Source organism: Kitasatospora sp. NPDC059146, assembly GCF_042786665.1.
In the GTDB taxonomy this organism is placed as follows: domain Bacteria; phylum Actinomycetota; class Actinomycetes; order Streptomycetales; family Streptomycetaceae; genus Kitasatospora.
On the sequence record NZ_JBHZCY010000130.1, the window covers coordinates 1 to 26,507 of the forward strand.

Annotated in this window: 24 protein-coding genes and 2 riboswitches; of the genes, 15 read left to right on the top strand and 9 right to left on the bottom strand. The window is 73.0% G+C overall.

Going from position 1 to position 26,507, the window contains the following annotated elements; genetic code table 11:
- Positions 1 to 131: 131 nt before the first annotated feature.
- The 5 genes from ACFXPX_RS35970 to ACFXPX_RS35990 all read right to left on the bottom strand — a co-directional run bounded on the left by ACFXPX_RS35970 (position 132) and on the right by ACFXPX_RS35990 (position 4,981).
- Positions 132 to 503 (bottom strand): GntR family transcriptional regulator, encoded by a 372-nt coding sequence (locus ACFXPX_RS35970; protein ID WP_375893312.1) that lies wholly within the window; start codon positions 501 to 503, stop codon positions 132 to 134.
- Between the two features lie 144 nt (positions 504 to 647).
- Complete coding sequence (locus ACFXPX_RS35975) at positions 648 to 2,306, bottom strand: cytochrome bc complex cytochrome b subunit (protein WP_380529837.1); 1,659 nt, start codon at positions 2,304 to 2,306, stop codon at positions 648 to 650.
- Entirely contained in the window at positions 2,303 to 3,355 is a 1,053-nt protein-coding gene (locus ACFXPX_RS35980) for a Rieske 2Fe-2S domain-containing protein (RefSeq protein WP_375893309.1), read from the bottom strand. The genes ACFXPX_RS35975 and ACFXPX_RS35980 overlap by 4 nt, the downstream gene beginning before the upstream one ends.
- Before the next feature lie 8 nt (positions 3,356 to 3,363).
- A complete protein-coding gene (locus ACFXPX_RS35985) occupies positions 3,364 to 4,173 on the bottom strand; it encodes a c-type cytochrome (protein WP_375893308.1) in 810 nt (269 codons plus the stop codon).
- Positions 4,174 to 4,360: 187 nt separating this feature from the next.
- The gene (locus tag ACFXPX_RS35990; RefSeq protein ID WP_375893306.1) at positions 4,361 to 4,981 is read right to left on the bottom strand and encodes a heme-copper oxidase subunit III; all 621 of its coding nucleotides are present in this window, start codon (positions 4,979 to 4,981) and stop codon (positions 4,361 to 4,363) included.
- Between the two features lie 397 nt (positions 4,982 to 5,378).
- Between ACFXPX_RS35990 and ACFXPX_RS35995 the strand changes: the two genes are divergently transcribed.
- From ACFXPX_RS35995 to ACFXPX_RS36005, 3 genes are all read left to right on the top strand, one after another.
- Positions 5,379 to 5,804, top strand: coding sequence for a hypothetical protein (locus ACFXPX_RS35995; protein ID WP_375893304.1), 426 nt, complete (start codon positions 5,379 to 5,381; stop codon positions 5,802 to 5,804).
- A gap of 120 nt (positions 5,805 to 5,924) precedes the next feature.
- Complete coding sequence (trpD, locus tag ACFXPX_RS36000; RefSeq protein ID WP_375893302.1) at positions 5,925 to 7,001, top strand: anthranilate phosphoribosyltransferase; 1,077 nt, start codon at positions 5,925 to 5,927, stop codon at positions 6,999 to 7,001.
- A gap of 143 nt (positions 7,002 to 7,144) precedes the next feature.
- Positions 7,145 to 7,262: riboswitch (SAM riboswitch) on the top strand.
- A 51-nt stretch (positions 7,263 to 7,313) separates the two neighbouring features.
- Positions 7,314 to 8,678, top strand: a complete 1,365-nt coding sequence (locus ACFXPX_RS36005; RefSeq protein WP_380593185.1) for an aminotransferase class V-fold PLP-dependent enzyme — start codon at positions 7,314 to 7,316, stop codon at positions 8,676 to 8,678.
- 3 nt (positions 8,679 to 8,681) lie between these two features.
- Here ACFXPX_RS36005 and ACFXPX_RS36010 read toward each other — a convergent pair whose 3' ends face one another.
- Together ACFXPX_RS36010 and ACFXPX_RS36015 are read right to left on the bottom strand one after the other, a co-directional pair.
- On the bottom strand, positions 8,682 to 8,963 hold the full coding sequence (locus ACFXPX_RS36010; protein WP_030240061.1) for an Lrp/AsnC ligand binding domain-containing protein: 282 nt from the start codon (positions 8,961 to 8,963) through the stop codon (positions 8,682 to 8,684).
- A gap of 41 nt (positions 8,964 to 9,004) precedes the next feature.
- Positions 9,005 to 9,787: a rhomboid family intramembrane serine protease gene (locus ACFXPX_RS36015; protein WP_380529843.1), complete on the bottom strand. Its 783-nt coding sequence runs from the start codon at positions 9,785 to 9,787 to the stop codon at positions 9,005 to 9,007.
- 228 nt (positions 9,788 to 10,015) lie between these two features.
- Here ACFXPX_RS36015 and ACFXPX_RS36020 point away from each other — a divergent pair, with 228 nt between their 5' ends.
- The 6 genes from ACFXPX_RS36020 to ACFXPX_RS36045 all read left to right on the top strand — a co-directional run bounded on the left by ACFXPX_RS36020 (position 10,016) and on the right by ACFXPX_RS36045 (position 17,219).
- Positions 10,016 to 10,279: a hypothetical protein gene (locus ACFXPX_RS36020; RefSeq protein WP_380644557.1), complete on the top strand. Its 264-nt coding sequence runs from the start codon at positions 10,016 to 10,018 to the stop codon at positions 10,277 to 10,279.
- Positions 10,280 to 10,568: 289 nt separating this feature from the next.
- Entirely contained in the window at positions 10,569 to 11,870 is a 1,302-nt protein-coding gene (locus ACFXPX_RS36025) for an NYN domain-containing protein (protein ID WP_375893323.1), read from the top strand.
- A gap of 221 nt (positions 11,871 to 12,091) precedes the next feature.
- Entirely contained in the window at positions 12,092 to 13,126 is a 1,035-nt protein-coding gene (locus tag ACFXPX_RS36030; protein ID WP_375893294.1) for an NlpC/P60 family protein, read from the top strand.
- Between the two features lie 339 nt (positions 13,127 to 13,465).
- Positions 13,466 to 13,621: riboswitch (cyclic di-AMP (ydaO/yuaA leader) on the top strand.
- A 10-nt stretch (positions 13,622 to 13,631) separates the two neighbouring features.
- Complete coding sequence (locus ACFXPX_RS36035; protein ID WP_380529846.1) at positions 13,632 to 14,747, top strand: NlpC/P60 family protein; 1,116 nt, start codon at positions 13,632 to 13,634, stop codon at positions 14,745 to 14,747.
- Positions 14,748 to 14,973: 226 nt separating this feature from the next.
- The gene (locus ACFXPX_RS36040; RefSeq protein ID WP_375893290.1) at positions 14,974 to 16,020 is read left to right on the top strand and encodes an NlpC/P60 family protein; all 1,047 of its coding nucleotides are present in this window, start codon (positions 14,974 to 14,976) and stop codon (positions 16,018 to 16,020) included.
- 53 nt (positions 16,021 to 16,073) lie between these two features.
- On the top strand, positions 16,074 to 17,219 hold the full coding sequence (locus tag ACFXPX_RS36045) for a hypothetical protein (RefSeq protein ID WP_380644558.1): 1,146 nt from the start codon (positions 16,074 to 16,076) through the stop codon (positions 17,217 to 17,219).
- A 17-nt stretch (positions 17,220 to 17,236) separates the two neighbouring features.
- Here the strand turns inward: ACFXPX_RS36045 and ACFXPX_RS36050 are convergent, their stop codons facing one another.
- Positions 17,237 to 18,592 carry a glycosyltransferase 87 family protein gene (locus tag ACFXPX_RS36050; RefSeq protein ID WP_380529850.1) on the bottom strand — a complete coding sequence of 452 codons (1,356 nt, stop codon included), beginning with the start codon at positions 18,590 to 18,592 and terminating at the stop codon, positions 17,237 to 17,239.
- Positions 18,593 to 18,804: 212 nt separating this feature from the next.
- Here ACFXPX_RS36050 and ACFXPX_RS36055 point away from each other — a divergent pair, with 212 nt between their 5' ends.
- Positions 18,805 to 19,941, top strand: a complete 1,137-nt coding sequence (locus ACFXPX_RS36055) for a glycosyltransferase family 4 protein (protein WP_380644559.1) — start codon at positions 18,805 to 18,807, stop codon at positions 19,939 to 19,941.
- Positions 19,942 to 20,051: 110 nt separating this feature from the next.
- Here the strand turns inward: ACFXPX_RS36055 and ACFXPX_RS36060 are convergent, their stop codons facing one another.
- Positions 20,052 to 21,845, bottom strand: a complete 1,794-nt coding sequence (locus ACFXPX_RS36060; protein WP_380529854.1) for an AMP-dependent synthetase/ligase — start codon at positions 21,843 to 21,845, stop codon at positions 20,052 to 20,054.
- A 383-nt stretch (positions 21,846 to 22,228) separates the two neighbouring features.
- Between ACFXPX_RS36060 and ACFXPX_RS36065 the strand changes: the two genes are divergently transcribed.
- From ACFXPX_RS36065 to ACFXPX_RS36085, 5 genes are all read left to right on the top strand, one after another.
- A complete protein-coding gene (locus tag ACFXPX_RS36065) occupies positions 22,229 to 22,663 on the top strand; it encodes an SRPBCC family protein (RefSeq protein WP_375893282.1) in 435 nt (144 codons plus the stop codon).
- A gap of 34 nt (positions 22,664 to 22,697) precedes the next feature.
- Positions 22,698 to 23,870, top strand: a complete 1,173-nt coding sequence (locus ACFXPX_RS36070; RefSeq protein WP_380644560.1) for an ArsA family ATPase — start codon at positions 22,698 to 22,700, stop codon at positions 23,868 to 23,870.
- A gap of 95 nt (positions 23,871 to 23,965) precedes the next feature.
- Positions 23,966 to 24,370 (top strand): DUF5304 family protein, encoded by a 405-nt coding sequence (locus ACFXPX_RS36075; protein WP_375893278.1) that lies wholly within the window; start codon positions 23,966 to 23,968, stop codon positions 24,368 to 24,370.
- Between the two features lie 192 nt (positions 24,371 to 24,562).
- Entirely contained in the window at positions 24,563 to 25,504 is a 942-nt protein-coding gene (locus ACFXPX_RS36080; protein WP_375893276.1) for an ROK family glucokinase, read from the top strand.
- Positions 25,505 to 25,624: 120 nt separating this feature from the next.
- Positions 25,625 to 26,371 (top strand): endonuclease/exonuclease/phosphatase family protein, encoded by a 747-nt coding sequence (locus ACFXPX_RS36085; protein WP_380644561.1) that lies wholly within the window; start codon positions 25,625 to 25,627, stop codon positions 26,369 to 26,371.
- Positions 26,372 to 26,507 lie beyond the last annotated feature (136 nt).

Sequence of the window (26,507 nt, forward strand, 5' to 3'; positions counted from 1 at the left end):
TCCAGTACGAGGCCGACTCGGGCGCACGCCCAGCCGGGCGCCCAACGCCGCGCGCTGATCTGCCAAGATCCGCCGGACAGGCCCTAGGCCCGGTCCGGCCGAGGCCGCCTCCCAGGGCCCGGGCCGGGCCCTCAGGCCTGCGGGTAGGCCAGGCCCAGGGCGGTGACCACGGCGGCCAGGGCCTCCGGGTGGGACAGGCCCAGCCGGCTCGCGCGTTCGGCGTACTCGGCGGCGGCCTCGGCGGCCAGCCGGTGGGCGGCGTCCCCGGTGGCCGCGATCAGGGTGCCGCGCCGGCCGTGGGTCTCCACCACGCCGTCCGCCTCCAGCTCCTTGTAGGCCCGGGCGACCGTTCCGGCGGCCAGCCCCAGCTCCTCGGCGAGGGCCCGTACGGTGGGCAGCCGCAGCCCGGTCGGCAGCGCACCGGAGCGGGCCCGCTCGGCGATCTGGGCGCGGATCTGCTCGTACGGGGGAGTGGCGGCGGCGGGGTCGACGGACAGCTGCACGGGTGGCTCCTGGGGACGCGGCGGATGCGGGGCCGGCAGGGGTACTACTGGCAGAGGGGTACCGGCGGAGGGGCAAAGGCCGAGGGCCGCTGACCAGATGAACTCTGGTCAGCGGCCCTCGGGGTGACGCGGGCGCGTACGGGATCAGTGGTGGCCGTGGCCGCTGGTGATCTCGTGGTGCTCCTCGGCGGTGGGCTTGGGGATCTGGCTGCCCTCGCCGTAGAAGCCGCGGGAGAGCTTGGCCCGGGTGCGGGTGAGCGCGCCGGCCTTGCGGGCCACGCCGTTCTCGTCCGTCTGGGCCGGCAGCTCGACCGGCTGGTTCTGCTCGTGCGCGGTGAGGGTGTGCAGGTCCTTCGCCGGCAGCTGGGCGTGCACCTCGATGAACTCACCGTGCGGCAGGCGCTTGATGACGCCGGTCTCGCGGCCGTGCAGCACCTTCTCCTTGTCGCGGCGCTGGAGGCCGAGGCACCAGCGCTTGGTGACGATGAAGGTGATGACCGGCACCACGAAGAAGCCGGCGCGCACGAAGTAGGTGATCGAGTTGATCGACAGGTGCAGGTGGGTGGCGAACAGGTCGTTGCCACCACCGACCAGCAGCACCAGGTACAGGCTGATCCAGGCGGCACCCAGGGCGGTGCGGACCGGGGCGTTGCGCGGGCGGTCCAGGATGTGGTGCTCGCGCTTGTCGCCGGTGATCCAGCCCTCGATGAACGGGTAGACCGCGATCGCGACCAGGACCAGCGGGAAGATCATCAGCGGGACGAAGACACCCAGGTTCAGGGTGTGGCCCCACAGGCTGATCTCCCAGCCCGGCATGACGCGGATCAGGCCCTCGGAGAAGCCCATGTACCAGTCGGGCTGGGCGTCGGTCGACACCTGGTCCGGACGGTACGGGCCGTACGCCCAGATCGGGTTGATCGTGGCGATCGCCGAGATGGCGGCGATGATGCCGAAGACCAGGAAGAAGAAGCCACCGGCCTTGGCCATGTAGACCGGCATCAGCGGCATGCCGACGACGTTCTTCTCGGTCTTGCCCGGGCCCGCCCACTGGGTGTGCTTGTGGTAGAAGACCAGGATCAGGTGCGCGACCAGCAGGCCGAGCATGATGCCCGGGATCAGCAGGACGTGGATGGTGAAGAACCGCGGCACGATGTCGTGGCCGGGGAACTCGCCCCCGAACAGGAACATCTGGATGTAGGTGCCGACCAGCGGGACCGCGAGGATCGCGCCTTCCATGAAGCGGATACCGGTGCCCGACAGCAGGTCGTCCGGCAGCGAGTAGCCGAAGAAGCCGTCGAACATGCCGAGGACCAGCAGCAGGAAGCCGAAGACCCAGTTGATCTCGCGCGGCTTGCGGAACGCGCCCGTGAAGAACACGCGCATCATGTGCACGAGCATCGCGGCCACGAAGACCAGGGCGGCCCAGTGGTGGATCTGGCGGATCAGCAGACCGCCGCGGATCTCGAAGCTGATGTCCACCGTCGAGGCGTACGCCTCGGACATCCCGATGCCCTTGAGCGGCACGTACGAGCCGTTGTAGACGACCTCGGCCATCGACGGCTTGAAGAACAGCGTCAGGTAGACACCGGTCAGGATGATGATGACGAAGGTGTAGAGGCAGATCTCGCCCAGCATGAAGGACCAGTGGTCCGGGAAGATCTTGCGCAGGTTGGCCTTGGCGAGGGAGTAGATCCCCAGCCGGCCGTCCGTCCAGTCAGCCGCGGACTCCCACTTGTTGGCGGGGTTCGCACGCGTGCTGGAGGGCTTGGCGGCACCGGTCTTGGTGCTGCTCGCGCTACTCATCGAGCACGCTCCCAGAAGCTCGGGCCGACAGGCTTCTCGAAGTCGCCGGTGGCGATCAGGTTGCCCTGCTCGTCAGTGGTGATCTTCAGCTGCGGCAGCGGGTGGCCGGCGGGGCCGAAGATGACGCGCGCGCCGTCCGCCAGGTCGAAGGTCGACTGGTGGCAGGGGCAGAGCGCGTGGTGGGTCTGCTGCTCGTACAGGCTGATCGGGCAGCCGACGTGGGTGCAGATCTTGGAGTAGGCGAGGATGCCCTCGAAGCCCAGCTCCTTGGACTTGTCGTCCTTGATGTCCTCCGGCGCGATGCGCACCAGCATCAGGGCGTCCTTGGCGATGCGCTGCTGGAAGTCCTCGTCGTGGGTGGTGAGCCCCTCCGGCATCGCGAAGGTCAGCGAGCCGATCACGAGGTCCTCGGGCTTCATCGGCTGCATGGTGCTCATGTTGACGAGCTGCACCGGCTTGGCCGGGGTGGCCTCCTTCCAGCCCGTCTCCTGGAGCTTCTTCTCCGGCAGCGGGCCGAGGTCGCGGAGCAGGACCACGCCGGAGAGCGGGACCAGCGCCATCGACCCGATGAGGGTGTTGCGGATCATCTTGCGGCGACCGAAGCCGGACTCGGCGGCACCGGTCTTGAACTGGTCGATGACGTCGTTGCGGACCTCGTCGGAGGCCTCGATCGGGTGACGCTCGGCCGGCAGCTCGACGTCCGACATCAGGGTGCGGGCCCAGTGGACCGCGCCCGCGCCGATCATGAACAGCGCGACGCCCAGGGTCAGGCCGAGCGCGAAGTTCAGCGCGCTGACGTGGCCCAGCGGGAAGATGTAGACGATCTTGTCCGGGTCGATGGCCACGTACGAGGCGATGAAGCCGATCGTCGCGAGCATCGAGACCACGAACATCAGCGAGACCTGGCGCTCGGCCCGCTTGGCGGCCTGCTCGTCGATGTCGGTGCGGCGGGGCTCGTGGGCCGGCAGGCCCGGGTCGGCGAACGGGTTGCCGTGGTCGGCCACCTCGCCGGCGGAGCCGTGCGGCTCCGGGAGCTTCTCTTCTGACATGTCGTGGCTCATGACTTCTTGGCCTTGGTGGTGTGGGCGGCGACCCAGATCGCGACCGCGATGAGCGTGCCGAGGCCGAAGATCCAGCCGAACAGACCCTCGGTCACCGGACCGAGGCTGCCCAGGGTGAGACCGCCGGGGTTGGGCTCATCGTTGGTGGTGTGGCGGACGAAGGCCACGATCTGCTTCTTCTGCTCCTCGGGCATGGTGCTGTCCGGGAACGACGGCATCTGCTGCGGGCCGGTCTGCATGGCCTCGTAGATGTGCTTGGCGTCCACGCCCTCCAGCGACGGGGCGTACTTGCCCTTCGTCAGGGCACCGCCCTGGCCGGCGAAGTTGTGGCACTGGGCGCAGTTGGTGCGGAACAGCTCGCCACCCTTGGAGATGTCGTCCGGGTTGGTCGAGGTGTACTGCTTCGCGTCCGGCGTGATCGGGCCGGGGCCGAGCGACTGGACGAACGCGGCGAGCTGGTCGATCTCGCTCTGGCTGTAGATGGCCTTCTTGCGCGGCACCTGGGCACCGGGCTGCTGGGCCGGCATGCGACCGGTGCCGACCTGGAAGTCGACAGCGGCGGAGCCCACGCCGACCAGGCTCGGACCGTCGCTGCTGCCCTGGCCGTTCAGGCCGTGGCAGGAGGAGCAGCCCACGGCGAAGAGCTTCTTGCCCTCATCGATCGCGAGCGACTGCGCGGCGACGTCGGCCTGCGCCTTGTCGGCGGGCGCGAACGCGGCGTACAGCCCCCCGGTTGCCGCCAGGGCGAGAAGTAGGACGACCAGCGCCGCCAATGGGTGGCGCCGTCGTGCGGAGAGCTTTTTCACGGAATAACCCCGGTGTCAGGATCTGGTCGACTGGTGGGTGCACCCGGCGGCCGGTCTGGCCGGCACGAGGTTGCCTGTCCAAGGCTGCGCGCGCGGTCGGTCGGTGGGAGCGTCGGCACCGGCAGAAGCGGCCCGTCGCCGGTGAGGGCGGGGGCCGCTGCCGGTGGCCAGCGACCTGATCAGCTGGTTACTTGATCAGGTAGATGGTCGCGAACAGGCCGATCCACACGACGTCGACGAAGTGCCAGTAGTAGGACACGACGATCGCGGCGGTGGCCTGCTCGTGCGTGAAGCGCTTGGCTGCGTACGTCCGTCCCAGGACCAGCAGGAAGGCGATCAGACCGCCCGTCACGTGCAGACCGTGGAAGCCGGTGGTCAGGTAGAACACCGTGCCGTACGGGTCGGAGGACAGCGAGAGGCCGTCGTTCTTGACCAGCTCGGTGTACTCGTAGACCTGGCCGCCGATGAAGATCGCGCCCATGAAGAACGTGAGGGCAAACCACCCGCGGAGCTTCTTCACGTCACCGCGCTCGGCGGCGAACACGCCGAGCTGGCAGGTGAGCGAGGAGAGCACCAGGATCGTGGTGTTGATCGAGGAGAACGTCACGTTGAGGGCGTGCGCCTTCTCGGCCCAGAACTCGGCTCCCTTGACGGAGCGGAGCGTGAAGTACATCGCGAAGAGGGCCGCGAAGAACATCAGCTCGGAACTGAGCCAGACGATCGTTCCGACGCTGACCATGTTCGGTCGATTGACCGATCCGTGCGCGTGCCCGGTTTCTGTTGCTGTTGCTGTCGCCACGACGGACATTATGTCGGTCCCTTATTCCGTCTTCACGTCGGGGGGTGTCCCTCGGAGTGTCCGGTGCGTGCGGTATGCCCGCTTGAAGGCCGACGGAGGGTCCGGACGAGGGCTGAGCAGCGGCGTGTCCCTTTTCTGACGGTTCCTCGGAGGGGCCCGCGACCCCGTTGCCCGGCGCGTCGTTGCACGGTCGGCCCAGTGTCCTGCCGTAGGGGGGCGGGGCGCCGCATCCGCCGTCCGGGTGGACCGGGCGGGTCCGGGTGACGGGCCGTCCTCCGAGCGGGTGAGTCACGGGCGCGGCGGCTTGAGGGGGAACGTGCGCGAGGGGGACCGGCGACGGGGGAAACGGGAGTAGCATCCGGATCAGGTGAACGTGGTCCGGATCACACTTGAGGGAGCAGGGTCCATGGCGTACACGACCGACGAGACGCTCACCGTCCTCGTCTACAGCGACGACCGCAACACCCGCGAGCAGGTGCTGACGGCGCTCGGCCGTCGCCCCGCCGAGGATCTTCCGGAGCTGTCCTACCTCGAATGCGCGACCACCCCCGCGGTGATCAAGGCGCTGGAGAAGGGCGGCGTCGACCTGTGCGTGCTGGACGGCGAGGCGGTGCCGGCCGGCGGCCTCGGCCTCGGGCGCCAGCTCAAGGACGAGATCTACGGGTGCCCGCCGGTGCTGGTGCTGATCGGCCGGCCGCAGGACTCCTGGCTCGCCGCCTGGAGCCGGGCCGATGCCGCGATCTCCCACCCGGTCGAGCCGGTGGCGCTGGCCGAGGCGGTCGCCACCCTGCTGCGGGCCCGGCTGGCCAAGCGGGCCCCGGCCACGCGCTGAGCGGTGCCGTCTCAGTCCTGGAGAAGGGGGCGCCGTGGGCACCCCGCCGCTCGATAGGCTGGCTCCATCCGTACGGACGTCCCCCCGGTGCGGGGGAACCGACTACAGCTGGAGTCAGCCATGGTGAACGTGAACCCTGCGAACGGTGGTACCGACCCCGCGCAGGTGGTCCGCACCTGGCCGGACATCCTGGCGGCTCTGTTGAAGGGGGAGGACCTCGACCGCTCGTCCACCGCGTGGGCGATGGACCGGATCATGAGCGGCGAGGCGTCCCCCGTCCAGGTGGCCGGGTTCATGGTGGCCCTGCGGGCCAAGGGCGAGACGGTCGACGAGATCGCCGGCCTGGTGGACGCGATGTACGACCACGCCGAGCCGCTGGACATCCCCGGCCCGGCGGTCGACATCGTCGGCACCGGCGGGGACCGGGCGAAGACCGTCAACATCTCGACCATGTCGGCGATCGTCGCCGCGGCGGCCGGGGCCAAGGTGGTCAAGCACGGCAACCGGGCGGCCTCCTCGTCCAGCGGCTCCTCGGACGTGCTGGAGAAGCTCGGGGTGGCACTCGACCTCTCCTCCCGGCGGGTGGCCCAGGTGGCCGAGGAGGTCGGGCTCACCTTCTGCTTCGCGGCGAAGTTCCACCCCTCGATGCGGCACGCCGCCACCGCGCGGCGCGACCTCGGGGTGCCCACCGCCTTCAACATCCTCGGCCCGCTGACCAACCCGGCGAAGGTCACCTCGCACGCCATCGGCTGCTTCGACACCCGGCTGGCCGGGCTGATCGCCGGGGTGCTCGCCCGGCGCGGGGCGACCGCGCTGGTGTTCCGCGGCGACGACGGGCTGGACGAGCTGACCATCACCACCACCTCGCGGGTCTGGGTGGTGCGCGACGGCGTGGTCACCGAGACCACGTTCGACCCGCGGGACGTCGGCATCGAGCTGGTCGGCATCGAGGCGCTGCGCGGGGCCGACGCCGCGTACAACGCCGAGGTCGCGCGCCGGCTGCTGGCCGGGGAGCGCGGGCCGGTGCGGGACGCCGTCCTGCTGAACACGGCGGCGGCGCTGGTTGCGCTGGAGCTGGGCGACGCCCCGCTGGCGGAGCAGCTCGCGGCGGGCATGGTGCGGGCGGCCGAGGCGATCGACTCCGGCCGGGCGCAGGACCTGCTGCGGCGCTGGTCCGAGGCCACCAGCCGGATCTGAGCCGGTAGTTGAGGGCCCGTGTCGATGCGTCGGCACGGGCCCTCCGGCTGCCCGCCCCGAGCCGGAGGGGCGCGCCGAGGAGGCTGTCCGGATGGTGGATGCCTGTTTGACCCTCCGACGTACCCGACCTAGAGTCTTCGCCAGGTCATGAGTGACAGCGCGAAGCCCCAGCTCGCTGTCCGGCAACCCTCCGTCCGTGGCGGGGTGCCCTGGGTGAGGACCGGGTCGCCGGGCAAGCCGTCCGCGCGACAAGCGCGGACACCGGACGATCAGCACTCCCGGGGTCCCTTACCCGTGAAGGAGTGCATCCTCATGTCCCTCTCCCTCGGAACCACCGCCCCGCTCGCCGTCCTCGGCCACGACGTCGAGGTCCCGCTCGTCAGCGGTGAGAAGGTCGGCTACGCGGCTCTCGACTACGCGGCCAGCGCGCCGGCCCTCCAGCGGGTGTGGGACGACGTCGCCGCCTACGCCCCCTACTACGGCAGCGTGCACCGCGGCGCCGGCTACCTCTCCCAGCTGTCCACCGACCTGTTCGAGCAGAGCCGCCGGACCGTCGCCGAGTTCCTCGACCTGCGCGAGGGCGACCAGGTGGTCTTCACCCGCGCCACCACCGACTCGCTCAACCTGCTGGCCGCCGCCGTCCCGGCCGGTACCCGGGTGTTCGCCTTCGAGACCGAGCACCACGCCTCGCTGCTGCCGTGGGCGCACGCCGGGCTGGAGGTCTGCTACCTGCGGGCGCCGCGCTCGCGGGCCGAGGCGGTGGCCGCGCTGGAGGAGGCGCTGGCCGCGGCGCCGGAGGGCCCGAAGCTGCTGTGCGTCACCGGCGCCTCCAACGTGACCGGCGAGCTGTGGCCGGTCGCCGAACTGACCGGGACCGCGCACCGGTACGGCGCCCGGGTGGTGCTGGACGCCGCCCAGCTGGCCCCGCACCACCGGGTCTCGGTGCGCGAACTGGGCGTCGACTGGATCGCCTTCTCCGGCCACAAGCTGTACGCGCCGTTCGGCGCCGGGGTGCTGGCCGGGCGCTCCGACTGGCTGGACGCGGCCGAGCCCTACCTGGCCGGCGGCGGGGCGACCCGGACGGTGGCCCGGGAGCTGGACGGCTCGGTGGCGGTGCAGTGGCACACCGGCCCGGCCCGGCACGAGGCCGGCTCGCCCAACGTCATCGGCGCCTACGCGATCGCCTCGGCCTGTCGGGCGCTCACCGAGGCCGGCTTCGACGCGCTGGAGGCCCGGGAGCGGGAGCTGGTCGAGCGGCTGACGGCGGGGCTGGCGGAGATCCCCGAGGTCCGGGTGCTGAACCTGTTCGGGGCCGGCTCGGCCCGGGTGGGCGTGCTGTCCTTCGTCGTCCAGGGCTGGAACAGCTCGCACTTCTCGGCCGCGCTGTCCGCCGAGTACGGCATCGGCGTGCGCGACGGGCTGTTCTGCGCCCACCCGCTGGTGCGCACCCTGCTCGGGGACGAGGACGTGGCGCCCTCCGAGTGCGGGGCGCCCGAGCCCTCGCTGCCCGGTGAGCGCAGCCTGAACGCGATCCGGGTGAGCTTCGGCGCCGGCACGCCGGACGAGCACGTCGAGCGCTTCCTGGCCGCGGTCCGCGAGCTGGTCTCGGACGGCGCGGCGTGGAACTACCGCAACGAGGGCGGCCGTTGCGTCGCCGACACGCGTCGCGCGAGCTGAGTCCTACTCGTCCAGGCCGAGGGCGAAGGCCGCTTCCAGGTCGTGCTGGGAGTAGGTGCGGAAGGCGATCTGGGTCTCGGTGTGGGCCACGCCCGGGACCTTGTTGAGCCGGCCTGGGATGACCTCGGCCAGGTCGTCGTGGCGGCGCACCCGGACCATCGCCACCAGGTCGTACCCGCCGGTCACCGAGTACACCTCGCTGACGCCCTCGATCGCGGCGATGGCCTCGGCGATCTCAGGGATGCGGTCGACACTGGTCTTGATCAGGACGATGGCGGTGATCACAGTTCGGGCTCCTTGATGGGGTGCGGCCAGCGTATCGGGCCTCAGCCGGGGCGTCTCGGGGGGTGGCCGACCACCGTGCAGGCGTACAGGAAGCCCGCCGAGAAGCCGATCACGTGCACCAGGTAGGCCACTCCGGGCCCGGCCGAGTGCACCGACCACCACTGCAGGGCGAACCAGAGGCCGAGCACCAGCCAGGCCGGGAAGCGCAGCGGGAGGAAGAGGAGCAGCGGGACGAGGGTGGTCACCCGGGCCCGCGGGTGGAAGCGCAGGTAGGCGCCGAGCACGGCGGAGATCGCGCCCGAGGCGCCGATCAGGACCCGGGTGGAGTCGGGCGAGTGCGCCTCGGCGAGCGCGAAGCCGTACGAGGCGGTGCAGCCGGCGGCCAGGTAGAAGAGGAGGTACCTGGCCCGGCCGACCCGGCGTTCGACGGTCGGGCCGAAGACGTGCAGGAAGAGCAGGTTGCCCAGCAGGTGCAGCCAGCCGGCGTGCAGGAAGAGGCCGGTGAGGGCGGACACCGCCGGGTGCTTTCCCGGGGTGGGGGCGGCGGGGCAGCCGGGGACCGGGTCGGGGGCCTCGGCCAGTTGTCCGGCGGTCAGCGGGTGGCCGGTCAGCAGTTCGGCGGGGACGGCGCCCCAGCGCTGCTCGTACCGCTGCTCGGCGCAGATCCGGGCCTGGCCGGTGCCGTACAGGGGGTTGAGGCCGGCCGCCGGGCCGAGCAGGAAGACCAGGGTGTTGACCGCGATCAGGGCGTAGGTGACCGCCGGGGCGGGCAGCGCCGGGCGGCCGTCCCGCGCGTCGGTGTGGTCGGGGGCCGTGAGCGCCATGCGGCCAAGCATCCCTCCGGGCGCGGCAGGTGACACGGCGGTTTACGGCAGGTGGACTACTGGTCCGTCCGGCGGGGCGGGACGGACTCCGGTCATCTCAGCTGACCGGTGGTCCTCGTGGTTGCCCCAGGCAATAGGCTTGGGCCGGGCATTCCCGCCTCCCGCCGCCGACGCCGGGGCTCCGGGGGAGCGCCCGGCCCGCCCAGGGACCAGCCGAGAGGACCCCCGATGACCGTCCCCGCTCCGACCGCCGAGACGCGCTGGCGCTGCACGCTGTGCGGCAACCTCACCCGCTTCGACGTGACCCGCTCCGCGCTGGTCACCGAGTTCCTGCACTTCGACCTGGCCGGCGAATCCCGGGTCGAGGAGACCGAGGTGCACAGCGAGACCGTGGAGTCCGTGCGCTGCCGCTGGTGCAACGCGGTGGACCAGGTCGAGCTGGTGGCCCGTCCGGGTGCCGAGGCCGCGGAGGCCCCCACCACGCAGGGCTGACCCCTCCGGTGCGGTGGGCGGTGCGCGACACCGCCGTCCACCGCACGGGACAATACAGACAAGACGCACGGAGCGTGACGACAGGGGCGGCCGCGGCCGCACCCGCTGGACCAGGATCGGAGCCGAGGACGTGGTGGACGCAGCGAGGGAGCCCGGCGAAGCGCAGGGGCTTCAGCCCGCTGCGCCGGCACCGGAGCCGGCCACCGGGCCGGTCCGGTCCGAGACCGACCTCCCGGGGGACGCCGGCGGGGCCCCGGCCGGCGCGGGTGCCGAGCGGGCGCCCGAGAAGCTGGACCGGCCGCTGCCCGAAGGGGTGCGCCGGCGGGTGGTCGGGCTGGCCTCGGACGCGCTGGGCGGGCTGCCGCCCGGGGAGCTGCCGCAGAGCCTGCGTCAGTACGTCAAGTTCACCCCCGCGCGGCGGGCCAAGTACGCGGCCACCGCGCTGGCGGCGGCGCTGGAGTCCGAGCCGGCCTTCCGGGTGCGGATAGCGGAGCGGCTGCGGCTGGGCCAGCCGGACCTGGTGAAGGCGCTGGAGTCGGGCACCGTCCCCGGCGCCGCCGATCCGATGGACGTCGCGGCCGCCGCCTACCTGGTGCGCTCGCCCGGCTGGAGCCGACTGGTCGCCGAGGCGGGCGAGGAGGCCGAGCGGGCCGGCGCCGAGGACGCGGCGGCGGAGGCCGCCCGGCAGGTGGAGAAGCTCCAGGCCGAGCTGGCCGAGGTGCGGGCCGCGGCGCGGGCGGACCTGGACCGCCAGCGCGCGGAGTTCGAGGGCGTCCGGCGGGAGGCCGAGTCGCTGCGCAAGAAGGTGCGGTCGCTGGAGAGCGACACCCGGCGGGCGCAGGCCGAGACCCGGCGGGTGACCGGGGAGCTGGAGGCGGCGCGGGCGCAGGCCACCGGGGAGCGCAGCGCGGCCGAGTCCGAGGCGCGGCGGCTGCGGCACCGGGTGTCCGAACTGGAGACCGCGGTCGAGCAGGGCCGCCGCTCGGCCCGGGAGGGCCGCAGCGTCGAGGACATGCGGCTGCGGCTGCTGCTGGACACCGTGCTGCAGTCGGCGCAGGGCCTCCAGCGGGAGCTGGCGCTGCCGGTCTCCCAGCTCCGCCCGGCGGACCTGGTGGAGGCGGTGGTGCCGGGGTCGGCCTCGCCGCACGACGTGGCCCGGCGCGGCCTGGCCGAGGACGACCCGGCGCTGCTGGACCAGTTGCTGGCGATCCCCCAGGTGCACCTGGTGGTGGACGGCTACAACGTGACCAAGACCGGGTACCCGGCGCTGCCGCTGGAGCAGCAGCGGATCCGGCTGCTGGGCGGGCTGGCGATGCTGGCCCAGCGCACCCAGGCGGAGGTCACCTGTGTGTTCGACGGGCAGGACCTGGACGTACCGGTCATCATGGCGCCGCCGCGCGGGGTGCGGGTACGGTTCAGCCGGACCGGCGAGACCGCGGACGAGCTGATCCGCCGTCTGGTCCGGGCCGAGCCGCAGGGCCGTCCGGTGGTGGTGGTCTCCACCGACCGGGAGGTCGCGGAGGGCGTGCGGAAGGCGGGTGCGCGCCCGGTGGCCTCGGTGCTGCTGCTGAACCGGCTGGCCCGGCCCTGAGCCGGCCCCGAGCCGGGTCGGAGTCGGGATGGGGGCTGTGACGGCAGGTCAGTGGGGCTTCCGTGCGGGTGTGCGGATCCGGTGAAGTCAGTGGGGGAACCGGAGTTCACGCCTTCGGGGGAGTGGCAAAACGGGTAGATCTTCACTAGGGTCTGGCGTCAAACCTATTTTCCGGAATCTCACCTGATCAGGTGAGTCCGATGGAAGAAGGAGCCGGTCCCTTGGCCTCCCACCGCCGTCCCAAGCAGCCGAGCCGCGCGCGGGTCTCCGTGCTCACCGCTGCTGCTGCGACCGCGGTCGCCCTCTCCGCCCAGGTCGCCGCGCATGCCGCGCCGCAGCCGAACAAGAGTGACGTCAAGGCGCAGATCGACCAGCTCCAGCAGGAGCAGGAGCAGGCGGCCGAGAAGTACAACGGCGCCAAGGAGCGCTCCGACCAGCTCCGCAAGCAGGCCGACCAGCTCCAGGACCAGGTGGCCCGCAGCCAGGACCAGATGAGCCAGCTCCAGGTGGGCCTGGCCCAGGTCGCGGGCGAGCAGTACCGCACCGGCGGCATCGACCCGTCCGTCCAGCTGATGCTCTCCTCCGACCCGTCCGGCTACCTGGACAAGGCGTCGAGCGTCCAGCAGGCCAGCACCACCCAGACCGAGGCGCTCAAGGGCCTGCTCGACCAGCAGCGCCGGCTGGACCAGGAGAAGGCCGAGGCGGCCGCCGTGCTCGCCTCCCTGGACTCCACCACCAAGGACCTCAACCAGGCCAAGGCGGACGTCAACACCAAGTTGAAGACCGCCCAGGACCTGCTGAACTCGCTCAGCGCCGCCGACCGGGCCGCGCTCCGGGCCCAGCAGCAGCAGGACGACCGCGCCTCCCGCGGCGCCGACCGGGTCGACCTCAGCAACCTGCCGCCGGCCAGCGGCTACGCCGCCGTGGCGGTGGCCAAGGCGATGAGCAAGCAGGGTTCGCCGTACGTGTGGGGCGCCACCGGGCCCTCCACCTTCGACTGCTCGGGCCTGATGGTCTGGGCGTACGGCCAGGCCGGCGTCTCGCTGCCGCGCACCTCGCAGGAGCAGGGCCACATCGGGACCGCCGTGACGCTGGCCACCGCCCAGCCGGGTGACCTGGTGATCTACGGCGGCGACATGCACCACGTCGGGATGTACATCGGCAACGGCATGGTGGTCCACGCGCCGCACACCGGTGACGTGGTGAAGGTGATGAAGGCCGACGCGATGTCGATCAACACGATCCGCCGGATCTGACGCTCCGGTACCTCCCCGAGGGGCCGGTTCCGGCCCTGTGATCCGCGCCACCTCCGGTCGGGGGTGGCGCTCCGGGTTTGCGGACCGGGCGGGCCGGAGGGTGAGAGTCGATCAGCTTTGCGTGCGCCGGTGATCACCATCAGTCATTTTCACAAAAGAACATGGGTAATCTTCCGTCTTTTTTCTGACAAGGATTTGAACGGATCACGGTTCAGTTACTAGGGTCGTGCTCCGAACCACCGCACAGTCGATCACCCAGCCTGGGTGGCGGCGGTGGTTACCGCCGAGTTCGCGAAACAGCGGGGCAGGTCGAAGCGACTGCCCGACAGGGGAGCCCAGTAGTCGGGGGCGCTGTGGAGCGGAGCCGGGGAACCACACGTTCCTCCGGGGTGAATCGGCGCCAGGTCGGCCGTAGGTGAGGCCGGTGAGGCGTCGTAGGGCATGCTTCCGGCCCGAACCCGTCAGCTCACCCGGTAGGCGGCGTAGGAAGAAGGAGTCCGCCTTCGTGGCGTCCCATCGTCGTCCCAAGCCCGCCAGCCGTACCCGCGTCTCGATCCTGACCGGTTTCGCCGCCGCCGCCGTCGCGCTCTCCGCGCAGTCCGGCGCGCACGCCGACCCGCAGCCGACCAAGGACCAGGTCAAGGAGCAGGTCGACCAGCTCAACGAGCAGGCCGAGCAGGCGACCGAGAAGTACAACGCCGCGCAGGAGAAGCAGCAGGAGCTGGAGAAGCAGGTCTCCGGCCTCCAGGACCAGGTGGCCCGCCAGCAGGCCCAGGTGACCGACCTCCAGGGCGGCCTGGCCGAGATCGCCGGCGAGCAGTACCGCAACGGGGGCATATCCCCGACGGTCCAGCTGATGTTCTCCTCCAGCCCGGACAACTTCCTCAACCAGGCCGGCGCGCTGAACCAGGCGGGCAGCACCCAGAAGAACCAGCTCAAGCAGCTCCAGGACCAGCAGCGCAAGCTGGACCAGGACCGCACCGAGGCCCAGGGCAAGCTCGGCGAGCTGGAGTCCACGACCCAGCAGCTGAAGGCCTCCAAGGACGAGGTCCAGAACAAGCTCAAGGCCGCCCAGGACCTGCTCAACACGCTGACCGAGCAGGAGCGCCAGGCGATCAAGGCGGCCGAGGACAAGGCCGCCGCCGACGCCAAGGCCAAGGCGGACGCCGCCGCGAAGGCCGCCGCCCCGGACCGCGCCTCGCGCGACAGCAGCCGCAGCGACCTCGGCTCGGGCTCCACCGCCGCGCCGGTCAAGATCGCCCCGGGCAGTTCGCACGGTGCCGCCGCGCTGGCCGCCGCCGCCACCAAGGTCGGCAGCCCGTACGTCTGGGGCGCCACCGGCCCCAGCTCCTTCGACTGCTCCGGCCTGATGGTCTGGGCGTTCAACCAGGCCGGGGTGTCGCTGCCGCGCACCTCGCAGGAGCAGGCCGGCGCCGGCACCCGGATCGGCTCGGACATCTCCCAGGCCCAGCCCGGCGACATGCTGATCTTCTACGGCGACGCCCACCACGTCGGCATCTACGCGGGCAACGGCCAGGTGCTGCACGCTCCCAAGCCGGGTGCGTCGGTGCGCTACGAGGCCGTCTCCAACATGCCGCTGGCCTCCATCGTGCGGGTCTGATCCCCGGCCACGCGTTCACGGGCCCGGTCCTCCGTCACGGAGGGCCGGGCCTGCGGCTTTTCCGGCGGCTCGACCTGGTGTCCGATTAGGGGTCAAATATTCGGGTCGGTAGGGGTTTGGACTCACTTGCCCGGACTCGCTAACGTCTGCCACCGGACTCCCGCTCGACGGCCGCCCACCGGGGCGCGGCCGCGGGGCCGCGCCGCAGGACTGGAGCCGTTGCCGCATGCCCGTGCACCGTCGTTCCCAACTGCTCGCCCGTGCGCTGGTACTGACCGCGGCCGCCACCACGGCCCTGGGTGTGGCGACCGCCGGCAGCGCCCAGGCCGCCCCCGGGGCGCCGGACGCGCCCGACCGCAAGGACGTCAAGGCCCAGGTCGAGCAGCTGTACGACGAGGCCGAACAGGCCTCGGAGAAGTACAACGCCGCGCAGGAGGCGCAGAAGCGGCTGCTGGGCGAGACCACGATCCTCCAGGGCGAGGTCGCCGCCGCCCAGGAGCAGCTCAACGAGCTGCGCGGGGACCTCGCCACGGTCGCCGGGGCCGAGTACCGGGGCGGCGGGATGACCCAGACCGCCCAGCTGATGCTCTCCAGCGACCCGGAGGCCTACCTCACCCGCGCCCGCACCCTCGGCCAGGCCGCCGAGCGCCAGCAGGAGACCCTGCACGAGCTGGTCACCCGTCAGCGCCGGCTCGACCAGCGGCGCACCGAGACCGCCGCCAAGCTCGCCGAACTGGACGAGGCCCGCCGCTCGCTCGCCGAGAACAAGCAGCAGATCCAGCAGCGCCTCGCCAAGGCGCAGAAGCTGCTCAACAGCCTGGGCGCCGTCGAGCGGAACCGGATGGTCGCCCAGGACGCCCGGGAGGCCGAGCAGCGCGCCACCCGCGGTACCGACCGGCTGGACCTCGGCAACGCCCCGGCCGCCTCCGAGCGCGGGGCGGCCGCGCTGGCCGCCGCGGTGCGGATGGTCGGCTCGCCCTACGTCTACGGATCCACCGGGCCGCGTGCCTTCGACTGTTCCGGTCTGATGTACTACAGCTGGCGGCAGGCCGGAGTGACCCTGCCGCGGACCTCGCAGGCCCAGGCGTACGCCGGGCAGCGGATCAGCCTCTCCGAAGCGCGGCCGGGAGACCTGGTGATCTTCTACCGGGACATGCACCACGTCGGGATGTACGCCGGCGGCGGCGTGATGGTGCACGCCCCGTACCCCGGTGCCAAGGTCCGGTACGAGAGCGTCAACGCGATGCCGGTCTCGGGAGTGGTCCGGCTCTGAGCGCGACGCCCTCCGGGCCGGACGGCCCCCACCCGATAGACCCCGCGCGCCGGGTGCTGTCCCGGCGCGGTGCGTTGCTGCTGGCGGCCGGCGGACTGGCCCAGCTGTCGCTGCCCCCGGTGGCCCCGCCGCCGCCGGGCGGGCGGGCCGTCGACCGGCAGGCCGAGGTCGCCGCGCTGCTGGCGGCGCGGGCACGCTCGCTGCCCGCCCGGTCGGGGCTGACCGGGGCCGAGGCGGTGTACCGGAACCTGGTGCTCTCACCGCCCGCCGGGCCGGAGCGGCAGGGCGCGTCCGTCGAGCTGGCGCTGCGGATCGCCGGGTACGACGAGTACCCGGTGGTGTACCCGCGCCGGATCGAGCTGGTCCGGGACCGGGGCGGCTGGCGGGTCGAGCGCGAGGAGGGCGCCGGTGGGCCCCCGGCGCCGTGGGACCTCGGCCCGGTCCGCACCGCCGCCGGAGCCCGCTGCCTGGTGCTCGGCCTGGCCGACGGGCCCGACCCGGCCGGGCTGGTCCCGGTGGGGGACAAGGCGGTGCCGGCCGTCAGCGCGGTCTGGGGCGACGCCTGGCCCGGCCGGCTGCTGCTGGAACTGCCCGCCACCGAGCCGCAGTTCGCCCGGCTGCTGGAGGCCGACCCGGCGGGCTGGACGGGCATGGCGGCGGTCACCGTGGCCGCCCCCGGCGCCCCCCGGCACACCCCGGCGGACCGGGTGGTGATCAACCCCGAGGCCTTCGCGAAGCTCAGCGACTTCGGCCGCCAGGTGGTCGTCACCCACGAGACCACCCACGTCGCGACCCGGGCCGACACCCGGGCCTGGACCCCGCTGTGGCTCTCCGAGGGCGTCGCCGACTGGACGGCCTACCGGGACTCCGGCCGGCGCCCGCAGCAGATCGCCCCCGAGCTGGCCCGGGACGTCGCCGCCGGGAAGCTGCCCGCCGCGCTGCCCGCCGACGCGGACTTCACCGCGGGCGCCGACGGCATCGCCCAGGCCTACGAGCAGTCCTGGCTGGCCTGCGAGCTGATCGCCCGCCGGTACGGGACGCAGCGGCTGGTCGCCTTCTACCGGGCGGTCGGCGCGGCCGACGGGGCGGGCGAGGAGCGGACGCACCGGACGGACCGGCTGCTACGGTCCGAACTGGGCCTCGGACTGGCCGAGTTCACCGGGCTCTGGCGGGCCGAGGTCGAGGCCTTGAAGGGCTAGCGAAGGCCCCCTGCCGCTTACCGCCCGGCCGGGTGGTCGATGCCGTCCAGCAGGTCCTGCTCGTAGGCGATGCCCGGGCGGACCGGGTACCCGGAGGAAGCCGGCAGGGCCGGGGGCTCGGCCAGGACCACGGTGGGCGCCAGGGCCGTCGAGGCGCGAGTGGAGCGCCAGAGCCGGATGCCGGAGAGCACGGCGGCGGTCAGCAGCAGCAGGTTGCGCAGGCCCAGCACGGCGACCGCGAGCGGTTCGCTGTTCAGGACCTGGGTGAACAAGGTCGGGAACTCGAGCAGGGTGAGCGGGCAGGCGAGCAGGATCAGCAGCGCCACCGGCCGCTGGCTGGTGCCGCGCACGGTCAGGCAGACCGCCGCGACGCCGACCAGCCAGACCAGGTACTGCGGGCTGATCACCCGGCTGGTCACCACGAAGATCAGCAGCGCGCAGAGCGCCGCGTCGTACATGGTGGCGGCGTTGCGCCGACGGGCGGTGAAGCGCCACAGCAGCAGCCAGAGGAAGCCCAGCACGGTGCCGGCCATCATCACCTTGCTGATCACGCTGACCCACGGCCCGAGCATCTCGGGGGAGCCGTAGTTCATGGTGACCTTGCCGTCCCAGCCCCCGGCCAGCCGGGCGATGTGCAGCGGCAGCGCGCCCACCGACTCGACCTCGATGCCGCGGGCCCCCTGGAAGGCCAGGAAGCCGAAGGCGCCGTTCATCCCGGCCGCCAGCAGGAAGCCGACCGAGACCGCCGTGGCGGCGGCCAGCGTCCAGGAACGGCGGGTGCGGCGGCCGGACGGGGTGCCGATCAGGCCCAGCAGCGGCCAGATCTTGACGATGCCGCCCAGGCCCAGCAGCAGCCCGCCGATCGCCGGGCGGCGGATCAGCGCCAGCAGGCCGGCCAGGGCGAGCGCGGTGACCAGCAGGTCGAAGCGGTTGTAGATCATCGGGCCGAGCAGCGGTACGGCGACCACCCACAGCCAGGCGCCGGTCAGCGCCCGGCCCCGGCGCAGCCCGGTGCGGATCAGCAGCGCGGCCGCGGCGGCGTCGGCGATCCCGCAGATCACCCAGAACGAGGTCAGGTACGACCAGGGCAGCAGGCCCGGCAGCAGGATCACCAGGGCGGCGCCGGGCGGGTACTGCCAGGTGACGTCGTCGAACGGGAAGGTGCCGGTCTGCAGCACGCCGTACCAGGCGTGGTAGATCATCCAGACGTCGGCGGTGACGTCGCCGCCGGGCGCCTTCAGCACCCCGGTCATCAGCAGCACCAGTACGGTGCGGGTGGCCACCCAGGTCGCCCCGAGGGCGGCGAGCGCCCCGAGCGGGCGGCCGAGGCGGCCGCGCGAAGTACCGGACTCGGTGGCCGGGGCCAACTCCACTGCGCTCCCTCGTTCGTCTCGACGTCCTCACCGGAGGCGTCGTACGGACGGACGCCCGGGCCGCCGCATCCGCGGCCTAGGTACTAGGACTGACCCGGGGGTCAAACGGTTGCCGTGCGCGGTTCCGTTCCCGGCGGGTCATGGTGTTGACCTATCGTACGGATCACCCAGCGGTACACCGAGCACCCCCCGACCGAGCGAGCCGTGGCCTGATGCACAGAACCTTGATCGTCACCAATGACTTCCCGCCCCGCCCGGGAGGCATCCAGGCCTTCGTGCACAACATGGCCGTCCGTCAGCCCGCAGGGAGCGTCGTGGTGTACGCCTCGACCTGGCGGGACGGTACCGAGGTGCGCGCCTTCGACGCCGAGCAGCCGTTCCCGGTGATCCGGGAACGCACGAAGGTGATGGTTCCCACACCCCGGGTCACCCGGCGGGCCGCCGAGATCCTGCGCGCCGAGAAGTGCGACTCGGTCTGGTTCGGGGCGGCCGCCCCGCTGGGCCTGATGGCGCCCGCGCTGCGCCGGGCCGGGGCCGGGCGGCTGCTCGGCATGACCCACGGGCACGAGGCGGCCTGGGCCCAGCTGCCGGGCTCCCGGCAGCTGCTGCGGCGGATCGGCGCGGGCACCGACGTGCTGACCTACCTGGGCGAGTACACCCGCTCGCGGATCGCCGCCGCGGTCGGGCCGCGGGCCGCGGCCCGGATGGTGCAGCTGCCGCCGGGCGTGGACGAGACGACCTTCCACCCCGGTTCCGGGGGCGCCGAGGTGCGCCGGCGGCTGGGGCTGGCGGACCGGCCGGTGGTGGTCTGCGTCTCCCGGCTGGTGCCGCGCAAGGGCCAGGACACCCTGATCGAGGCGATGCCGCTGATCCTGCGCGACGTGCCGGACGCGGTGCTGCTGATCGTCGGCGGCGGGCCGTACCGGGCGGACCTGGAGAAGTCGGTGGATGCCGAGGGGGTCCGGGACTCGGTGCGGTTCACCGGCTCGGTGCCGTGGGCCGAGCTGCCCGCCCACTACGGGGCCGGGGACGTCTTCGCGATGCCGTGCCGGACCCGGCGCGGGGGGCTGGACGTGGAGGGCCTGGGGATCGTCTACCTGGAGGCCTCGGCGACCGGGCTGCCGGTGGTCGCGGGGGACTCCGGCGGGGCGCCGGACGCGGTGCTGGAGGGCGAGACCGGGTACGTGGTGCCGGGCGGCTCGGCCGAGGCCTCGGCCGAGCGGATCGTCCGGCTGCTGCGGGACGAGGAGCTGCGCCGTCGGATGGGCGAGGCCGGCCGGCGCTGGGTGGAGCGCTCCTGGCGCTGGGACCTGCTGGCCGGGCGGCTGACCTCGCTGCTGGCGGGCTGACGCCCGGTACGGCAGTCCGCGGGTACGAAGGTACGAAGGTACGACGCCGCGAAGGGCCCCGGGGAGTCCCCGGGGCCCTTCGGCGTACCCGTACTGCCGCCGGCGCGGCCCTACTTCCGGTACAGCGCCTCGATCTCGGCGGCGTAGTCCTTGAGCACCACGTTGCGCTTGAGCTTGAGCGAGGGCGTCAGGTGGCCGCTCTCCTCGGAGAACTCGGTGTCCAGCAGGCGGAACTTCTTGACCGCCTCGGCGTGCGAGACGGCCGCGTTGCCGTCGTCCACGGCGGACTGCAGGGCGGCCAGCAGGTCCGGGTCCTCGGCGAGCTCGGCGACCGTGGCGGTGGCGGGCTTGCCGTTGAGCTCCTTCCACTTCGGGAAGAAGTCCGGGTCGACGGTGACCAGGCAGGCGATGAAGGGCTTGCGGTCGCCGACCACCATGACCTCGCCGACCAGGGCGTGGGCCCGGATGCGGTCCTCGATCACGGCCGGGGCGACGTTCTTGCCGCCCGCGGTGACGATGATCTCCTTCTTGCGGCCGGTGATGGTCAGGTAGCCCTCGGAGTCCAGCGCGCCGAGGTCGCCGGTGGCGATCCAGCCGTCCTTGAGGGTGTCGGCGGTGGCCTGGGGGTTGTTCCAGTAGCCGGTGAAGACGTGCGGGCCCTTGAAGTAGACCTCGCCGTCCTCGGCGATCCGGACCGAGGCGCCGGGGACCGGCTGGCCGACCGTACCGATCTTCGGCTTGTCCCACGGGTTGAAGGCGGTGGCCGCGCAGGTCTCGGTCAGGCCGTAGCCCTCCAGGACGGTGAAGCCGATGCCCCGGTAGAAGTGGCCGAGCCGCTCGCCGAGCGGGGCGCCGCCGGAGATCGCGTGGGTGGCCCGGCCGCCGAGGGCGGCCCGCAGCTTGCTGTAGACCAGCTTGTCGAAGACGGCGTGCTTGAGCCGCAGCACCAGGCCGGCGCCGCCGGCGTCCAGCGCCCGGCTGTAGGCGATCGCGGTCTCCGCGGCCTTGTCGAAGATCTTGCCCTTGCCGTCGGCCTGGGCCTTGGCACGGGCGGTGTTGTAGACCTTCTCGAACACCCTGGGCACGCCCAGGATCAGGGTCGGCCGGAACGACGCCAGCTCGGCGGTGACGTCCCTGATGTCCGAGACGTGGCCCAGCTTGATCGGGGCCATCACCGGGGCGATCTCGGCGATCCGGGCGAGCACGTGGGCCAGCGGCAGGAAGAGCAGCACGGAGCTCTCGCCGGTGCGGAACAGCGGGGCCAGACGCTCGACCACGTTGCCGCACTCGGCGAGGAAGTTGCCGTGGGTCAGCTGGCAGCCCTTCGGACGGCCGGTGGTGCCCGAGGTGTAGACGATGGTGGCGATGTCGTCGGGGCCGGCGATCGCCCGGCGCTCCTGGACGGTCGCGTCCGGGACGCCCCGGCCGGCCTCGGCCAGCGCGGCGAGCGCGCCGCCCTCGATCTGCCAGGTGTGCTTCAGCTCCGGCAGCCGGTCGCGGACCTCGGCGACCACCTTGACGTGCTGGTCGGTCTCGGTGACGAGGGCGACGGCGCCGGAGTCGCCGAGGATCCACTCGACCTGCTCGGCCGAGGAGGTCTCGTAGACCGGCACGGTGATCGCGCCGGCCGTCCAGATCGCGAAGTCCAGCAGCGTCCACTCGTACCGGGTGCGGGACATGACGCCCACCCGGTCGCCGGGCTCGATGCCCGCGGCGATCAGGCCCTTCGCGGCGGCGTGCACCTCGGCGAGGAACTGGACCGAGGTCAACTCCTGCCAGCGGCCGTCCACCTTCCGGCTGAGCACCGCGACGTCCGGGTGCTCCTCGGCGTTCCGGTGCACAGGGTCGGCGAGGTTACCGCCGCTCGGTACCTGGTAGAGGGCCGGAAGGCTGAAGTCGAGCAAGACTGCTCCTCGTTCGCGACGCTGCGGGACGGCAGGACGTTACTGCCCGGTAGGCAGCTTCGACCAGGGGGGTCGGCCCCGGTGTTCGAAGTGTCACACCCGGCCGGGTCGGACCAGGCCGTGACCGGGTCGTTCGACTGGCACCCTACGACAGCCCACAGGTGACCGGCCGGTAGCATGCCCTGCCGGCCGTCCCGGTGGCCGTCCCCGGTGGCCGTCCCGCCGACGGGCCCGCCCCGGCCGCCGCCGACGCCCCGCCCGCCTCCGCCGGTGCCCGTGCCGCCGAGGAGATCGCCGGTCGCGATAGCCTGCTCCGGGCGGATCGGGCCGAGCGTGCCCCGACCGGACCGGGCAGGCAGAAGGACGAGGCGGAGGGCCTTTCCATGGCGGAGCACACCAGGTCGAGCATCATCATCGACGCGACCCCGGCCGCGGTCATGGCCGTGATCGCGGACTTCGCCGCCTACCCGGCCTGGACCGGAGAGGTCAAGGAGATCGAGGTCCTGGAGAGCGGCGAGGACGGCCGCGCCGCGCAGGTCCGGCTGCTGCTCGACGCCGGTGCCATCCGCGACGAGCACACCCTCGCCTACACCTGGGACGGCGACCGCGAGGTCGGCTGGACCCTCGTCCGCAGCCAGATGCTCCGCTCGCTGGACGGCTCGTACACCCTCGCCCCGCTGTCCGGCGGCCGCACCGAGGCCACCTACCAGCTCGCCGTGGACGTCAAGATCCCGATGCTCGGCATGATCAAGCGCAAGGCCGAGAAGGTCATCATCGACCGCGCCCTGGCCGGCCTGAAGAAGCGCGTCGAGGGCTGACGGGCCCGGGCACGGCGGAACGGGGGCTGACGGCATGACGGCGACACGCACCATCCTGGTCAGCGGCGACGCGGGCGCGCCCGCGGTGGCCGCCGCCACCGCCCTGCACGCCGCCCGGCGCGGCCACCGCACCTGGCTGCTGGCCGCCGACGACCCGCACCGCGCCCTGGACTCCGCGCTCGGCACCCGGCTGGAGCCGGAACCGCTCCGCTACGCGCCGGGCCTGACGGTCTCCCGGATCGACGAGCAGGCCGCCTTCCGCTACGCCGTCGGCGAGCTCACCGGCCGGCTCAAGCCCGCCCTCGACCTGCTCGGCGCCGAACAGCTCGACCCCGAGGAGCTGACCGCCCTCCCCGGCATCGCCCGGCTCGCCCTGCTGCGCGCGCTGCCCGCCGCCGACCAGGACGTCCTGGTGGTGCTCGCCCCGGCACCCGCCGAGCTGATCGCCACCCTCGCCCTGCCCGAGCAGCTCACCCGCTACCTGGAGCGGCTGGTCCCCGAGCAGCGGCAGGCCGCCCGCGCGCTGCGCCCGCTGCTGGCCGGGCTGGCCGGCGTCCCGATGCCCGCCGAGTGGCTGTACGAGGGGCGCACCAAGGCCGCCGCGGTGCTCGCCGAGTCCCGCGCCGCGATCAGCGACCCGGGCACCAGCGTGCGCCTGGTCGTCTCCGCCGACGGCCACCCGTACGAGCAGCTGGGCCGGGTCCGGGCCGGGCTCGCGCTGTACGGCCACCGGCCGGACGCCGTCGTGGTGCACGGCGCGCTGCCGCCCGCCGCCCTCGCCTCGCCCGACCCCTGGCTGGCCGAGCTGGCCCGCCGCCGCCAGGAGGAGCTGGACCGGCTCGCCGCCGAGACCGACGCCCCGGTGCTGGTCACCGGCCTGGCCGAGGGCACCCTGGAGGCCGTCGCCGACCGGCTGTACGGGGACGGCCCCGGCCCCGAGCGGCTCGAACCGCAGCCCTGGCCGGTCGAGGACCGGCTCGCCGAGGACGGCCTGCTGGTCTGGCACCTCGACCTGCCCGGCGCCGACCGCTCCGGGCTGGACCTGGTCCGCCGGGGCGACGACCTGGTGGTCGGCCTCGGCGCCCACCGCCGGGTGCTCCCGCTGCCCGCCGCGCTGCGCCGCTGCACGGTCGCCGGGGCGGGGCTGCACGAGGGCGTGCTGTCGGTGCGGTTCGTACCCGACCCGTCGCTCTGGCCGCAGGGCTGACGGGCCTTCCGGCCTTTCCTCGCGGCCCGGCCGGTCGGGTAGCGTCGGCCCGAACGGGGCCGCGGGGTGCGGCCACGGCTGAGGAGGCGCCCGCGATGACCAGCACCGACGACCGTACCGAGCCCGGCACGGAGCAGGGGAGCGGGCCGTCCCACCCGTTCGGACCGGAGCTGGGCCCGCTGGTGGACGAGGTGCGCCGGTTCGCCACCGCCGTCGGCGAGAAGGCGCAGGAGACGAGTGCCACCACCCTGATCACCCTCTCCGGGCTGGCCGACCGCCTGCGCACCCAGCAGCCGGAGGTCTACTCCCACCTCGCCGCGGCCGGCTCCGGGCTGGCCGCCGCCGGCGCCGAGCTGCTGGCCGCCTACCGCGCCGCGGTGGCCGGGCACGAGCAGCGCTGGACGGCCGGGGAGGGGGCGCCGGTGGAGAAGATCGACCTCGACGCACCCGGCCGGGCCGAGGGCGCCGACGGGGCTGACGGGCCGTCCGCCAAGCAGTGAATCCGTGAATTCCGCAGCGTGACCAGGCTGCTCTCGTACGTCACGAAGAAGGAAAATCGATACGACTTTTGAAGCATCGCGGCCAGGCTGTCCCAGAATTGTCTTCGGATAATGTATGCGAGGCTGTGTACGGGGGCAGGGTTGGGCGGTACCGTTCCGTCCAGCGGGAACGAGTGAATAGCTGAGGGACACATGGCTCTGACCATCGGCGTCGATGTCGGCGGGACCAAGATCGCGGCAGGCGTGGTCGACGAGGCGGGTGCGATCCTGGCGCGGACCCGGGTGCCCACCCCGGCCGACCCCCAGTGGGCCGTCGACGCCATCGCGCAGGCCGTGCGCGAGCTCAAGGAGCAGCACCCCGGTGTCACCGCCGTCGGCGTCGGAGCCCCCGGCTTCGTCGACAGCAACCGCTCCACGGTGATCTTCGCGCCCAACATCGACTGGGAGAACGAGCCGCTGCGCGGCCGGATCGAGGAACTCACCGGCCTGTCCGCGGTGGTCGAGAACGACGCCAACTGCGCCGCCTGGGCCGAGTTCCGCTTCGGCGCGGCCGCCGAGCACCAGGACATGGTGCTGATCACCGTCGGCACCGGCATCGGCGGCGGCATCGTGCTCGACGGGCGGCTGCACCGCGGCCGCTTCGGCGTGGCCGGCGAGATCGGCCACCTCAACATGGTCCCGGACGGCCTCCAGTGCGGCTGCGGCGGCAAGGGCTGCTGGGAGCAGTACGGCTCCGGGCGCGCGCTGCGCCGCTACGGCCGGGAGAAGGCCGCGGCCGACCCGGTGCGCGGCCAGCGGATGCTGGACCTCAACGACGGCGTCGCCGAGACCATCCGCGGCATCCACATCACCGAGGCGGCCGAGGAGGGCGACCCGCTCGCCCTGGAGTGCTACGCCGAGCTGGCCGACTGGCTGGGCCGCGGCATGGCCGACCTCGCCGCGCTGTTCGACCCGGGCGTGTTCGTCCTCGGCGGCGGCGTCTCCGACTCCGGCCGGCTGCTGCTCGACCCGGTCGCCAAGGCCTTCGAGCACTACCTGACCGGCGGGGTGCACCGCCCCCGCGCCGAGGTCGTGCTGGCCTCCATGGGCTCCGCGGCCGGCATCGTCGGCGCGGCGGACCTCGCCCGCACCTGACCGATCCCCAGCAGTCGTCGTGACCCGCCGGCGGCGGTGCGACCGGGCCCCGACCAATCCCGGACGCGCCGCCGCCGTCGCACTACCGTCCTTCCCAGGACACCGCACCAGGGGAGGACCATGACCGCCGCACCCGTCGAGCCGCCGCCGGGCGGCCCGCGCCGACTGCGCCTGCTCAGCTACAACATCCGTTCGCTGCGCGACGACCGGCGGGCGCTGGCGCGGGTGATCCGGGCCTGCGCGCCCGACCTGGTCTGCGTCCAGGAGTCACCGCGCTACTGGCGCCCGGAGGGCCAGGCCGCCCGGCTGGCCCGGGACACCGGGACGGTCGTCCTGGCCGGGGGCGGCCGCACCGCCGCCGGACCGCTGCTGCTCGGCCGGCCCGGCGCCGTCGAGGTGCTGGGCGTGCACGACCGGCTGCTGCCCAAGACCCGCGGCCTGCACGCGCGCGGCTTCGCCACCGCACTGCTGCGGCTGCCCGGCAGCGCGCCCTTCACCGTCACCAGCTGCCACCTCAGCCTGGACCCGCAGGAGCGGTACGGGCAGTTCGAGCTGCTCCTCGACCAGCTGGCGATCACCGAACACGGCGTCGTGGCAGGGGACTTCAACGAGCACCCGGACGGGCCGGGCTGGCAGCTGCTGGCCTCCCGGATGTGGGACGGGTACCCGACCGCGCCCTGGGGCGGCGAGTTCACGTCCGTCCCGGAGAACCCCTACCAGCGGATCGACGCCGTCTTCGCCACGCCCGGGATCACCGTCCTCGGCTGCGGGGTGCCGCACGGGCTGCCCGGGGTCACCGGGGCCGACCTGCGGGCCGCGACCGACCACCTGCCGGTGCTGGCCGTGCTGGAGTTCCCGGCGCCCTGAGGCGCGTCCCGAGGACCGGGCCCGGACGAACGGACCGGGCCCGGACGACCGGGTCAGGCCCGGACAGCCGGACCGGGCCAGGGCTAGGGCCTGTCCGGCGGATCTTGCCAGGCGCGCGACGCCGGGCATCCCGCCT

Bases quoted from the DNA above. Each gene is read 5' to 3' on its own strand.
- ACFXPX_RS36040 (WP_375893290.1), top strand. From the start codon at position 14,974: ATGCCCGTGCACCGTCGTTCCCAACTGCTCGCCCGTGCGCTGGTACTG.
- ACFXPX_RS36005 (WP_380593185.1), top strand. From the start codon at position 7,314: ATGTCCCTCTCCCTCGGAACCACCGCCCCGCTCGCCGTCCTCGGCCAC.
- ACFXPX_RS36055 (WP_380644559.1), top strand. From the start codon at position 18,805: ATGCACAGAACCTTGATCGTCACCAATGACTTCCCGCCCCGCCCGGGA.
- ACFXPX_RS35990 (WP_375893306.1), bottom strand. From the start codon at position 4,981: ATGTCCGTCGTGGCGACAGCAACAGCAACAGAAACCGGGCACGCGCAC.
- ACFXPX_RS36020 (WP_380644557.1), top strand. From the start codon at position 10,016: ATGACCGTCCCCGCTCCGACCGCCGAGACGCGCTGGCGCTGCACGCTG.
- ACFXPX_RS35975 (WP_380529837.1), bottom strand. From the start codon at position 2,306: ATGAGTAGCGCGAGCAGCACCAAGACCGGTGCCGCCAAGCCCTCCAGC.
- trpD (WP_375893302.1), top strand. From the start codon at position 5,925: ATGGTGAACGTGAACCCTGCGAACGGTGGTACCGACCCCGCGCAGGTG.
- ACFXPX_RS36015 (WP_380529843.1), bottom strand. From the start codon at position 9,787: ATGGCGCTCACGGCCCCCGACCACACCGACGCGCGGGACGGCCGCCCG.
- ACFXPX_RS36065 (WP_375893282.1), top strand. From the start codon at position 22,229: ATGGCGGAGCACACCAGGTCGAGCATCATCATCGACGCGACCCCGGCC.
- ACFXPX_RS36070 (WP_380644560.1), top strand. From the start codon at position 22,698: ATGACGGCGACACGCACCATCCTGGTCAGCGGCGACGCGGGCGCGCCC.
- ACFXPX_RS36085 (WP_380644561.1), top strand. From the start codon at position 25,625: ATGACCGCCGCACCCGTCGAGCCGCCGCCGGGCGGCCCGCGCCGACTG.
- ACFXPX_RS36075 (WP_375893278.1), top strand. From the start codon at position 23,966: ATGACCAGCACCGACGACCGTACCGAGCCCGGCACGGAGCAGGGGAGC.
- ACFXPX_RS36080 (WP_375893276.1), top strand. From the start codon at position 24,563: ATGGCTCTGACCATCGGCGTCGATGTCGGCGGGACCAAGATCGCGGCA.
- ACFXPX_RS35980 (WP_375893309.1), bottom strand. From the start codon at position 3,355: ATGTCAGAAGAGAAGCTCCCGGAGCCGCACGGCTCCGCCGGCGAGGTG.
- ACFXPX_RS35995 (WP_375893304.1), top strand. From the start codon at position 5,379: ATGGCGTACACGACCGACGAGACGCTCACCGTCCTCGTCTACAGCGAC.